This is a genomic window from Ectopseudomonas toyotomiensis, from assembly GCF_017167985.1.
In the GTDB taxonomy this organism is placed as follows: domain Bacteria; phylum Pseudomonadota; class Gammaproteobacteria; order Pseudomonadales; family Pseudomonadaceae; genus Aquipseudomonas; species Aquipseudomonas toyotomiensis.
This window is the reverse complement of record NZ_CP070505.1, coordinates 3,023,291-3,035,599: the sequence shown is the minus strand read 5'-3', so window position 1 is coordinate 3,035,599 and position 12,309 is coordinate 3,023,291. Positions and strand designations below refer to the sequence as shown.

The 12,309-nt window shown below is 62.9% G+C and carries 9 protein-coding genes; 6 read left to right on the top strand and 3 right to left on the bottom strand.

The window, feature by feature from the left end; genetic code table 11:
* Window positions 1-852: a flagellar motor stator protein MotA gene (gene motA / locus JWV26_RS13945; RefSeq protein WP_021487864.1), complete on the bottom strand. Its 852-nt coding sequence runs from the start codon at window positions 850-852 to the stop codon at window positions 1-3.
* 119 nt (window positions 853-971) lie between these two features.
* On the opposite strand from motA, the gene JWV26_RS13940 reads away from it, so the two are divergent.
* The 5 genes from JWV26_RS13940 (at window position 972) to JWV26_RS13920 (ending at window position 8,394) form a co-directional block, all read left to right on the top strand.
* Window positions 972-2,495 (top strand): HDOD domain-containing protein, encoded by a 1,524-nt coding sequence (locus tag JWV26_RS13940; RefSeq protein WP_206417105.1) that lies wholly within the window; start codon window positions 972-974, stop codon window positions 2,493-2,495.
* A 50-nt stretch (window positions 2,496-2,545) separates the two neighbouring features.
* Window positions 2,546-3,361 carry a rhodanese-like domain-containing protein gene (locus JWV26_RS13935; RefSeq protein WP_074913798.1) on the top strand — a complete coding sequence of 272 codons (816 nt, stop codon included), beginning with the start codon at window positions 2,546-2,548 and terminating at the stop codon, window positions 3,359-3,361.
* A gap of 70 nt (window positions 3,362-3,431) precedes the next feature.
* Window positions 3,432-4,292: an archaetidylserine decarboxylase gene (gene asd, locus JWV26_RS13930; protein WP_206417104.1), complete on the top strand. Its 861-nt coding sequence runs from the start codon at window positions 3,432-3,434 to the stop codon at window positions 4,290-4,292.
* Between the two features lie 167 nt (window positions 4,293-4,459).
* Window positions 4,460-6,262: a molecular chaperone gene (locus JWV26_RS13925; protein ID WP_092379742.1), complete on the top strand. Its 1,803-nt coding sequence runs from the start codon at window positions 4,460-4,462 to the stop codon at window positions 6,260-6,262.
* Between the two features lie 62 nt (window positions 6,263-6,324).
* A complete protein-coding gene (locus JWV26_RS13920) occupies window positions 6,325-8,394 on the top strand; it encodes an EAL domain-containing response regulator (RefSeq protein ID WP_074913795.1) in 2,070 nt (689 codons plus the stop codon).
* Window positions 8,395-8,457: 63 nt separating this feature from the next.
* Here the strand turns inward: JWV26_RS13920 and serB are convergent, their stop codons facing one another.
* On the bottom strand, window positions 8,458-9,672 hold the full coding sequence (gene serB, locus JWV26_RS13915; RefSeq protein WP_093048378.1) for a phosphoserine phosphatase SerB: 1,215 nt from the start codon (window positions 9,670-9,672) through the stop codon (window positions 8,458-8,460).
* A gap of 174 nt (window positions 9,673-9,846) precedes the next feature.
* On the opposite strand from serB, the gene JWV26_RS13910 reads away from it, so the two are divergent.
* Window positions 9,847-11,376: an AhpA/YtjB family protein gene (locus tag JWV26_RS13910; protein ID WP_206417103.1), complete on the top strand. Its 1,530-nt coding sequence runs from the start codon at window positions 9,847-9,849 to the stop codon at window positions 11,374-11,376.
* 13 nt (window positions 11,377-11,389) lie between these two features.
* On the opposite strand, the gene JWV26_RS13905 is transcribed toward JWV26_RS13910, so the two are convergent.
* Complete coding sequence (locus JWV26_RS13905) at window positions 11,390-12,298, bottom strand: metal ABC transporter ATPase (protein ID WP_093048372.1); 909 nt, start codon at window positions 12,296-12,298, stop codon at window positions 11,390-11,392.
* Between the last annotated feature and the right edge of the window lie 11 nt (window positions 12,299-12,309).

Genomic DNA, 12,309 nt, shown 5'->3' with positions numbered 1-12,309 from the left:
TTAGCTGCCGCGCATGGCCTGTTCGAGCTCGCTGAAGCTCGGACGATGTGCCGGATAAAGCACCTTGCGCCCGAACTCTACGGCCAGGGTGGGCGGCATGCCCGAGGCAGAAGCGACCAGAGTCGCCTTGATCGCTTCGTAAAGGTTCAGCTCTTCCTTGGCGTCATGTTCCAGCGCGTTCGACAGTGGGCCGAAGAAACCGTAGGAAGCGAGAATACCGAGGAAGGTACCGACCAGAGCAGTACCCACCTTCTCACCGATCTGCGCGTTGTCCGCCTCTGCCAGGATTGACATGGTGATCACGATGCCCAGCACGGCCGCGACGATACCCATGGCCGGCATGCCGTCGGCGACCTTGGCCACGGCGTGCGCCGGGTGCTCCACTTCCTCCTTGAGGCTGGCCAGTTCCATGTCGAACAGGCCTTCGAGTTCGTGCGGCGCCATGTTGCCGGAAGACATGATGCGCAGGTAATCGCAGATGAACGCAGTCATCCGCGCGTCCTTGAGCACACCGGGATACTTGCTGAAGATCGGACTGGCATTGGGATCTTCGACGTCCGCCTCGATGGCCATCATGCCCTCGCGGCGACTCTTGTTGAGGATCTCGTACAGCAGTTTGAGCACTTCGAGGTAATAAGCGTGGGTAAAGCGACTGCCAAACATGCTCAGCGATTTCTTGAAAACCTGCATGAACATGCTGCCGGGGTTGGCCTGGAGGAATGCACCCAGCGCCGCGCCGCCAATAATCAGAACCTCGAAGGGGTGGACCAATGCCATGAACTTCCCGCCCGAGAGTATGAACCCGCCGAGCACACAGCCAAAGACGACAATGATGCCTAAGATTTTTACCATGGAATAAACGCTTGTAGAGCCTAGTGGACGGGTTATTAAAAACAACCCTTCTAATTATCGGAGCTTATACGCCAGACTATAGCCAGTTATGGTCAAAAGCCAGTTCGACTCGAGCCAATATGCCGACGTCAAAGTCTCTGCCACGCACTCTGGACGCCTGGGTCCAACATCTGGGCAAGTTGCCACTGCCTATCGAGCAGCAGCAGCATGTGCGCCTGCGTCGCATCCTGGCAGACAGTCGCCGAACCTGGCGCGAAATTGCCGAGGCGATAGAGTCCAGCCCCTCTTTCGCCCTGCAGGTACTGCGCGAGGCAAACCAATCGAGCAACAGCCTCAGCGATCCAGCCGAGAGCGTCGAAACCGCGCTGTCGCGCCTCGGCCTGAGCCGCTGCGAAGCCCTTCTCAGCCAGGCGCCTGCCCTGCCAGAAAGCGACATCCCTCTAGCATTCAAGCAGATTTTGCTGATCAGTCAGCATGCCAGCCAACAGGCTCGTGGCCTGTTCGGTGCACGCCTGGCACGCCTGTGGAATGAACTGCACGGCTGCAGCCTGCTGTTTCTTTCACCCATCTGGCCATTGCTGTGCGCCCATCCGCAGCTGTTCGAGGCCTGGGAGCAACGTGTACTGCTCAAGGGTGAGCGACCCGCTGCAGTCGAGAAAGAGCTGCTCGGCGTCACCTTGATCCAGCTGTGCGTCAAACTGGCCGAGCGCTGGCGACTGCCAGAATGGATCGTGCGCGGCTACCGCCTGCTTGAGCGTGATCGTCGCCAACTGGTCCGGGCACTGCACATCGCTCGCGACAACGAGCATCCGCTGCATCAACAGCAAATGCTCGACGCCGACATCCCCCTGCGCCACTGGCTCACCCATCCGAGCAACTGCGTGCTGCTGGCCAACGGCTTGGCAGTATCCGCCCACCACGCCTGGGATACCGCGCACAGCCTGCGCTGGCAGCGCCTTACCGGACTTTACCTGCAGATCCCTCTGAATGAGCTGCAACAGGAATTGCACCAGCACGCCGTGAACAGCGCACGCCTGATTCACGATCACGCACTCTGGCACCCGGCCCAGGCACTGATCTGGCCATGGGACGCCCATCGCCTGAAGCCAGCCGTCAGCGCCGCAGCGCCACCCAAGCGCGATGACCTGGCCACCTGGCGCCAGCACTGTGCACGCCTGCTCGCCGAGCCCAGCACCTTTGCCAATGTGCCGCAGCTGACTGCCTGCGCCCGCGACGCCTTGCAGGCCTGCGGCCTGAAGCGCGTGCTGCTGCTTCTTGCCGATCGCCAGCACACCCGCCTGCAAACCCAGCAACAGGCGGGGCTCAATGCCAGCGCGGCCACTCTCAGCCTCGACCCGGCGCAAAGTCAGGTGTTGAAACGCCTGCTCAGCGCGCCAGGACAACTGCGCCTGACGCCCAGCAACGTGGCGCAGTTTTCGGCACTGCTGCCAGGCAACCTCAAGGCCCTGTTCCCCAGCGAGCATCTGCTGCTGCGCTCTGTGGCCAACAACGGTCGGGTAGTGATGCTGGTCGTGGCCGACCAGGGCGGCCAACCGCTCAATGACGTCAGCCTGCAGGCCTATACCAAGACCGTGCAGTGCATCGAGCGCGCGCTGGGCAGCTTTTCCAGGCGCGGGCGCTGAAGCGCTCTGTTTCCGCTACAATCGACCTCTTTTCATTCAAGGAGGCCGTCATGTCCGCCTTCGACAACTTGCCACTGGTGATCGAGCCAGCCCAACTGGCCGAACGCCTGGATGCAGCCGACCTGATCCTGCTCGATCTGAGCAGCGCAGCGCGCTACACCACCGGCCACATCCCAGGCGCGCGCTGGGTGGATGCCAAGCGTACGCAACTGGGCCTGCCGCCCGCCCCCGGTCTGCTGCCCGAGCGAGCGCAGCTCGAAGCGCTGTTCGCCGATATCGGTCATCACGCGGATGCCGTTTATGTGGTCTACGACGATGAGGGCGGCCCTTGGGCCGGTCGCTTCATCTGGCTGCTCGACGTGATCGGCCATCAGCGTTACCACTTCCTCAATGGCGGTCTGCAGGCCTGGATCGGCGATGGCCTCAAGCTGAGCCAGGAGGTGCCCGCAGTAACCCGCACCGACGTATCGCTGACGCTGAGCGATGCCCCCACCGCCACCCGCGAGTACCTGCAATCGCGCCTGGACGCCACCGACCTGGCCATCTGGGACGTGCGCGGCGCGGACGAATACCGCGGCGAAAAACTGAGTTCAGCGCGTGGCGGGCATATCCCCGGCGCCACCCATTTCGAGTGGACCGCCGGCATGGACCCGCAACGCGGTATGCGCATTCGCACGGATATCGCAGAAATCCTGCAAGGCCTGGGCATCACACCCGACAAGGAAGTGATCACTCACTGCCAGACCCATCGCCGCTCCGGTTTCAGCTACGTGGTCGCCAAGGCGCTCGGCTACCCGCGCGTGAAGGCCTATGCCGGCTCCTGGTCCGAGTGGGGCAACCTGCCCGACACGCCCATCGAACGCTGAGTCCGTCGACCATTCAGTTGCACCCGGCCTGGCCACGCCAATGCCGGTTCAGAACCTTCAAGGAAACACGATGAAACAACGTCTTTTTATCCTCAGCCAGTACCTGCTGCCTCATCACCTGCTGTCGCGCCTGATCGGCTGCGTTGCCGAATGCCGTATCGGCTGGCTGAAGAATCCGCTGATCTTGTGGTTCGCCAAGCAGTACCAGGTCAACATGAGCGAAGCGCAAGTCGAGGACCTGCGTGCTTACGAACATTTCAACGCGTTCTTCACCCGCGCTCTGAAAGACGGCGCGCGCCTGCTGGATGATACTCCCGGGGCCATTCTCAGCCCGGCCGACGGAGCAATCAGTCAACTCGGCGCCATCGAGCACGGCCGCATCTTCCAGGCCAAGGGTCACAGTTTCAGCGCGGTCGAACTCCTTGGCGGCGACGCCGAACGTGCAGCACCGTTCATGGGCGGCCAGTTCGCCACCGTGTACCTCTCGCCGAAGGATTACCACCGCGTCCATATGCCGCTGGGCGGCACGCTGAAAGAGATGATCTACGTGCCGGGCCGCCTGTTCTCGGTCAACCAGACCACCGCGGAAAACGTGCCGGAACTATTCGCCCGCAACGAGCGCGTGGTTTGCCTGTTCGACACCGAGCGCGGGCCGATGGCCGTGGTACTGGTGGGCGCGATGATCGTTGCCAGCGTGGAAACCGTATGGGCCGGCCTGGTCACGCCACCCAAGCGCGAACTGAAGAGCACCCGCTATGACGCTGAGGCACGCGGGCCGATCGAGCTGGCCAAGGGCGCGGAAATGGGCCGCTTCAAACTGGGCTCCACTGCCATCGTCCTGTTCGGCCCGAATCAGGTGCAATGGGCCGAAGAGCTGGACGCTGGCAGCGCGGTGCGCATGGGTCAGCTTATGGGCAATGCTCAGAACTGAGCCGCTGAGAAAAGGAACCCGCATCTCGACCGTTCGGTCATAGATCCGTACCCTGGCAAGGTAGACCGTCCACGCGGACGGGCTGCCAGCACAGGCAGATACTGCTAGAGTTCGAAAGACTATTACTAGAGCCGCTTGGTATTGCGTGGCCGGAGTATCCGAGTTTGATGGATAGACAGAGTACCCACCTTCAACTGTTGCGCGTTCCCACGCCGAGCAAGCAGAGCCTCAGTTTCTGCGACGGCAGCCCCCGCGATCTGAAACGCTGGATCGCAGGCCTGCCCAAGGCGAACATCGGTGAAACTGCACGCCAGTTGTATCAGAGCCTGGTGGAACTCAATCAATTCCTCACCCCCTCGGAAAATCGCCTGCAGTTGCTCGAACTGCTGCGCCCGGAAGTCAGCTTCGTCTGCCAACACCTGGAGCGTCACTTTCTCAACCAGGCCATCGTTCTCGACGAGCGCCCGCGCAAGGTGGCCAATCTGTGCCAGGCGCTGCAGAACCACCTGGCCGTCGGCTACAAGCTGATCATTTCCCGCGTGATCGCCCGCAGCGGCAAAGATCGCGACCAGTTGCTCGCCGTCTCCCTGCAGCGCGCCAGCCACAGCCTGTGCAGTCCGCTGATTCGTGCCAGTCAGCTTTACTGCCCGGTTCCGGAAGGGCTCTGGCTGGAGCTGCATCAGCTCTATCAGATTGCCTGCGAGCAGCGCCTGCAGCGCCAGGTCATTCGCGACCCACTGGCACGCCATACTCAGGGCCTGAGCACCGAGCAGACCTACGTGACCGCACTGCTACTCGGCTGCGCGCGCACCAACCAGATGCGCCAGAACGGCATCGCCCGCCTGGCGCAAGCGCTGGAGCCCTGGAGCGCGCTGGTCAAGCTGCAGCCAGGCGACCATGCCGACAGCCTGTTCGTGCTGGCGCCGCAGGTCGACGGCCCGCCGCGCTACAAGTCGTTGTATCAGAGCAGCGAATTGCACAACCTGCTGGGCATCGATACGCAGCCGCTGGTCGATGCCATCAAGGAATACCTGGAACTTCCCGAAGAAGAGCGCAGCAAATCGCGCCTGATGATTCCGGAGGGCATTACCCTCGATCTGCTGCAGCACGTTGCCGCAGCCTGGGGCGACATCGCCGAGCGCACCTTCCAGCGCACGCCGGGGCAAGGCAGCCTGACCCTGTGCATCGGTATGACCGCGCTGCATTTCTTCCTCTCCGGACGCTGCTCGTTCGCTGAAGTGCTGAAACGCCCGGTAGAGTTGGGCGCTGCGGTATTCAAGCCTTCCACGGGCGAGCCTGATGTCTGGTCGAACGCCTTCGATGCCCAGCGCAATGCGGCTGACGAAATCCACTTCGAAGAGATTCAGTACACCAAGGTAACCCCCGGTGAGCAGGCGCAGCCTGAGAGCAATGGCGAAAGTTACCCGACCTTCCCCCTGCCCATCGTCAATCACAGCCCAGGTGGCTATTGCCTGTCCTGGCCCAAGGACGTCCCCAGCCAACTGCAGGCCGGTGAACTGCTAGGCGTACAAGACAACCCCAGCCAGGGCTGGAGCGTGGCCATCGTGCGCTGGATTCGCCAAGTGCGCGGCGGCGGCACGCAGATGGGTATCGAGCTGATCGCACCGCACGCCCGCCCCTGCGGCCTGCAACTGTTGCGCAAAGCCGAGCAGAACAGCCAGTTTCTGCGCGCCCTGCTGCTACCGGAAATCAGCGCCATTTCTCGCCCCGCCAGCCTAATCACCCCACGCCTGCCATTTCAGGAGGGCAGCAAGGTCCTGATCAACGACCACGGCGAAGAACACCGCGCGCTACTGACCCGCAGACAGGTCAGCACCGGCAGCTTCAGCCAGTTCGAGTATCGCCGCGTAGGCGAAGAAGAAGGTGCGCCCGGGACACCGGTCACAGCCTCGCAAAGCCAGAAGCCTGCGGGGGAGGAAGATTTTGACTCGCTCTGGAAGTCGCTGTAGGCTCCGGCGAACTCACCATTTGTCGCCTTTTCGCGTCCGTTCGGCGCGGTAATGACCCCTCTATGGCCATCGAAAAAAAAACCATCCGCCTGCTGATTCTCGAAGACTCGCAGAACGAAGCAGAGCGCCTAGTCAGTCTGTTCCGCAACGCCGGGCATGCCACTCGTGTGCATCGTCTGACCTCCAGCGATGACCTGGCAGAGACACTGCAACAGACCTGGGACCTGCTGATCTGCGCAGCGAGCAGCGAGCATCTCGATCCTGGCGAGGCGATCAGTGCCATCCGCCGCCAGGCCAAGGACATCCCCGTCATCCAGCTGGTCGAGGAAAATGATTCCGAGATCATCACCGAAGCCCTCTTGTTCGGCGCGCAAGACGCCCTGCCGCAAGGTGAGGACGAGCGTCTGGTGCTGGTGGCCAAGCGCGAGCTGGCCAACCTCGAGGAACGTCGCGCCCGCCGTGCCGCCGAAGTGGCCTTGCGTGAAGCGGAGAAGCGCTGCCAGCTGCTGCTGGAAAGCTCGGTAGACGCCATCACCTACGTCCACGACGGCATGCACATCTATGCCAACCGTGCCTATCTCGAGCTGTTCAGCTACGAAGATGGTGAAGAGCTGGAAGGCATGCCGATGATCGACCTGATCGCCAGTGCCGATCACGCTGCGTTCAAGGATTTCCTGAAAAACTACCAGAGCGCCGAAGGCAATGCCGAGCTCAATTGCCAGGGCGTACGCGCCGATGGCAGCAGCTTCGCCGCGCAGATGACCTTCTCCCCCGCCACCTATGATGGCGAACCGTGCATTCAGGTGGTGATCCGCGCGGAAACCTCCAATGCCGAACTGGAAGAGAAACTGCGCGAGATCAGCAGCCAGGATCTGGTCACCGGCCTGTTCAACCGCAATCACTTCCTCGAGCTGATGGACAGCGCCGCAGAGCGCGCCGTCAACACCGGTCAGCCCTCGACCCTGGCGTACATCCGTGTCGACCGCTATGCCAGCATGCAGGGCGAGATCGGCCTGGCCGGTATCGACCTGCTGTTGACCGACCTGGCCGGCCTGCTGCGCGCACATTTCCCGGCGGACACTCAACTGGCCCGCTTCGGTGACGACGTGTTCGCCGCCCTGCTCCCGGGCCAGACGCCCGAGCAGTGCCAAGCCAGCCTGGCGCCCCTGCTGAAGAAGGTCGAAGCCCACCTGTTCGATGTCAGCGGCCGCACCGCGCAGACCACCCTGTCGATTGGCGTCGCCGGCCTTAGCGAGAAAACCGCCAAGGCGCAGGAAGTCCTCGATCGCGCGCACCGCTGCGCCGACGAGCTCAGTGACGGCAATGCCATCAAAGTGTTCAACCCGGCCGATGAACTCGCCGCAGCAGCCAACCGCGGCAGCCTGCTGGCGATGGTGCAGCAGGCACTGGAGAACAACAGCTTCCGACTGCTGTTCCAGCCGATCATCAGCCTGCGTGGCGATGCTCACGAACACTATGAAGTGCTGCTGCGCCTTCTCAATCCGCAGGGTGCAGAGGTGCCGCCAATGGAATTTCTCGCCGCCGCCAAGGATGCCGGCCTCGGCGAGAAGATCGACCGCTGGGTAATCCTCAACTCGATCAAGCTACTGGCAGACCACCGCTCTAGAGGCCATAACACCCGTCTATTCGTACACCTGTCCAGCGCCAGCCTGCAGGACCAGACGCTGCTGCCCTGGCTCAGCGTGGCACTCAAAGCCGCGCGCCTGCCATCGGACTCGCTGGTGTTCCAGTTCAGCGAACCGGACGCCATCGCCTACCTGAAGCAGGCCAAGGCGCTGACCCAGGGTCTGGCGGAACTGCATTGCAAGGTGGCCTTGAGCCAGTTCGGCTGTGCGCTGAACCCGTTCAATACGCTCAAACACCTGCAAGTGGACTTCGTCAAAGTCGACGGCTCGTTCTCCCAGGACCTGAGCAATGCAGAGAACCAGGAAGCGCTGAAAACCCTGCTCAGCAGCCTGCATGCCCAGGCCAAGCTGACTATCGTGCCCTTCGTCGAAAGTGCCAGCGTACTGGCCACGCTGTGGCAGGCCGGAGTCAACTTCATTCAGGGTTACTACCTGCAGGGCCCGAGCCAGTCGATGGACTACGACTTCTCGGCCGGCGACGAATAAATTCCACCGACAAAAAAGCCGCCTGAACAGGCGGCTTTTTCATATCCGACGCAGCGCTGGTATTTATTCCTGTCCCTCACGGTCACGGAAGCCGAGCAGATAGAGAATGCCGTCCAGCCCCAGGGTGGAGATCGCCTGCTTGGCCGATTGCTTGACCAGCGGCTTGGCGCGGAAGGCCACACCGAGACCGGCCAGCCCGAGCATCGGCAAGTCGTTGGCGCCATCGCCGACGGCGATGGTCTGCTCCAGCTGCAAACCTTCCTTCTGCGCCAGCTCACGCAACAGATCCGCCTTGCGCTGCGCGTCGACGATGGGCTCGACGGCCACGCCGGTGACCTTGCCGTTCTCGATCTGCAGTTCGTTGGCGAACACGTAGTCGATGCCCAGTTTGGCCTGCAGCTGCTTGGCAAAGTAAGTGAAGCCGCCAGAGAGAATCGCGGTCTTGTAGCCCAGGCGCTTGAGTTCAGCGAACAGCACCTCGGCGCCTTCGGTCAGACGTAGGGACGCGCCGATCTCTTCCAGCACGTCTTCCGACAGGCCCTGCAGCAAGCCCAGACGTTCCTTGAAGCTGGCGCGGAAATCCAGCTCGCCACGCATGGCGCGCTCGGTGATCTCGGCTACCTGCTCGCCAACACCGGCAGCCTTGGCCAGCTCGTCGATCACCTCGGCCTCGATCAGCGTCGAATCCATGTCGAACACTGCCAGACGGCGATTACGGCGGAACACCGAGTCACGCTGGAAGGCGATGTCGACGTTGAGTTCCTGCGCCACACTGAGGAATTCGGCGCGCAGGGCGACCGGATCGGCCGGCTCACCACGCACGGAAAACTCGATGCAGCCCTTGCCCTGTTCGGCCGGCATGTCCAGTGGCATGCGCCCGGAAAGGCGGTCGATATGATCGATGTTCAGGCCGTACTTGGCGGTGATCGCGCTGACCCGTTGCAACTGCTCGGCGCTGACCTTGCGCGTCAACAGCGTCACGATATGGCGCGCCTTGCCCTGGCCACCAACCCACTGGCGGTAGTCGTCTTCGGAGACCGGGGTGAAACGTACCTGCTGATCGAGCTCGTAGGCGGTGAACAGCAGATCCTTGAGCACCGACTGGGAGTGGCCGTTGTCAGGAATCTCGATGAGGATGCCGAAGGACAGGGTGTCGTGGATTACCGCCTGGCCGATATCGAGGATGTTCACCCCGCCCTGAGCCAGCACGCCGGTGATGGCTGCGGTAAGTCCGGGGCGATCCTCGCCGGTGATATTGATCAGGACGATTTCGCGCAAGACGCACCCTCCAAGGCAAACGATTGAGGCAGGCAAGCGGCGAATTGACCACTGACCGACGAAAAGGCGCACATTCTACCCAGTTTCCCGCCAATCCGGGCAGCCATGCGCTTTGCCCGCCCCAGGGCGCTCGCTATACTGCGCGGCAACTTCAGTCGACAAGAGCCGTGCTCTGTGAACCGGCCCGCGCCCGTCAAACCCGATAACTTCTTCATCATGATCTTCCACGCGCTGCGTCAGCGGCGGGTGCCTCTGGTGCTGCGCATCGCCAGCCACAGCCTGCTGCTGGTGGCCTTGGCCATGGTCATCTATGCGTGGGTCATGGGCATGCAGTTCAAGCAAGCCATGCAGCAGCAGGCCGATGCACTGGGTCAGGCGCTGATCACCCAGACGGCGGCCTCGGCCACCGAACTGCTGGTGTCCAACGACATCCTCAGCCTCAACGTACTGCTGAACAACCTGGCGAAGAACCCGCTGGTAGCCCATGCGGCCATCTACAGCGTGGACAATCGCATCCTCGCCGAAGCAGGTGCCCGTCCGACGCGCAGTGTGCTGGGCGAGACCGAGGGTCTGTACACCACCCCCATCACCTTCCAGGAAGTGATGGCCGGGCAGTTGCGCATCAGCCTGGACATGAGCCAGTTCCAGCAACCGATGACCATCAGCCTGCAGAGCATGGGCATTCTCAGCCTGATTCTGCTGGCCCTGACACTGTCACTGAGCATGCGCCTCGGCCGGCATATTTCCACCCCACTGCTGCAGATGCGCCTGTGGCTGCGCGACCCGGACGACCCTGCACCGGGCGCCGGACGCAACGACGAGATCGGTGATCTAGCGCGCCAGCTACAGGCGCGCCTGGTACCGGAAAAGCCGGAGCCCGAGCCGGAACTCGATGACGAGCCGCTGCTGGAGGATGACAGCGAGGACTATCTGCATGACGAGGACGACGAGCGCTTCGACGAACCGCAAGAGCCCCGCGCCGAGCATGACTTCGACGAAGCAGACCTGCGTGAAGACGATGACGAGCCGCTCAAGCCCTGGCCTGACACGATAGAGCCGGATGATCCCTTTGCCGACCTGCGTGACGAGTCCGAGGCGCCTGCGCCGATCGCCAAGGCTCCGCGCCCATCGCAGGCGAGTGCCGTACTGGCCATTCAACTCGGCGCCCAGGAGCAGCTGCGTCGCCTGCCGCGCACGCGCCTGCTGGACCTGCTGGATCGTTATCGGGGTTGCCTGGAACAGGCTGCTGCCCTCTATCAGGGTCAGCTTCATACACTCAAGGACGGCAGCAGCCTGATGCTGTTCCACGAGCGTGAATGCGGCGAGGATTACCTGACCCACGCGATCTGCTGTGGCGAGCTGATGCGCGCCTTGGGCCACGCCCTGCAGATCGAGGTCGCCGACAGCGGCATCACCCTGCAACTGCAGCTGGGCCTGACCCTGGGCAGTGATCTGGAAGAGCTGGGCCAAGCCGACCTGCTGCTCAGCGACAGCGCCCTGGACGCCCTGGCCTTGTCGCAACACAGCCGCAATCTGCTGCTGGTCGAGCAACGCGTCGCGCAGGATGCTCTGGCCCGCCAGCGCGCCCGCATTCGCCCGATTGCCAGCCCGGAAGGAGCCAGCTGCGTGGAGCGCCTGCTCGATCCTTATCCGGCACTACTGGAGCGGCAACTGACGCGCATGCACGACAGCCGGGCGCACTGAGGCCCGGCGTCACTCAAGCGCTGGCCAATGCGCGCCGCTGCGGCGTCTTTACACCGTAGCGCTGCAGCCAGTCCTTCCAGCGAATCCGTTCGTCCCGCACCAGCCAGCCATCCTGTTCGGCAAAACTCTCCGACAGCCACACCCCTCGGGTACTGGCAGGTAGCAGCTCGCCCTTGCGCAGAGTGAACAGACCTCCACTGGGCACGCCGCGCTGCAATGCCAACAAGTAGATATCCGGCCGACGACGCTCCAGACGCGCCACCAGGCGGCCGTCTTCCAGGCATTCGTCGACATGGAACAGGCTCAGCTGACGAGCATCACGCGGCAGCTCCAGGCTCAGGTCGTAGACCAGCTGCAAGGATGCGGTAGGCAGGTGCACGTAGGCGCGCGGGCGCTCGAGCAAGGTCAGGTTGCCACACTGCACGGGCCGCGCAGCGCCGGACAGCGGGCTGAGGCGAAAATGACTCGACTCGCGATAACGCAGCGCGCCCTGATAGGGCGTGGGCAACCAGGTATCGGCAAAACGCCCGCTCAGCCAGCCATCGGCGCTCTCCAGCAGGCACTCCTCGGCGACTTCCTGAATGGCGGTGAGCAGCGGCAGATTCAGCTCATGCGCCGGCACATAGCCGGAAATCAGCTTGAGCACGGTGTCGCCGCGATCCGGCCGCCGCTGGCGCACCAGCAACCAGTAATCACGGCCATGCAGGCGCAGGGTCAGACGCACCGAGACGCCGAGGTTGGCCAGCTCGACGGAAAACCGCGAGCTGTCCGCCACCTCGACCGGGCGGCGGCGTTCGAGCATCTGCTGGAAATTCAGCGGCTGCCCCAGGCTCTGGTAGCTCAGCCCATCCGGGCTGGCTTCGACGAACAGCGGCAGGGTCTTGAAGTTACTCGGGTCCTTGCGGATCAGCGTACGCGGCATCTCGACTCCTT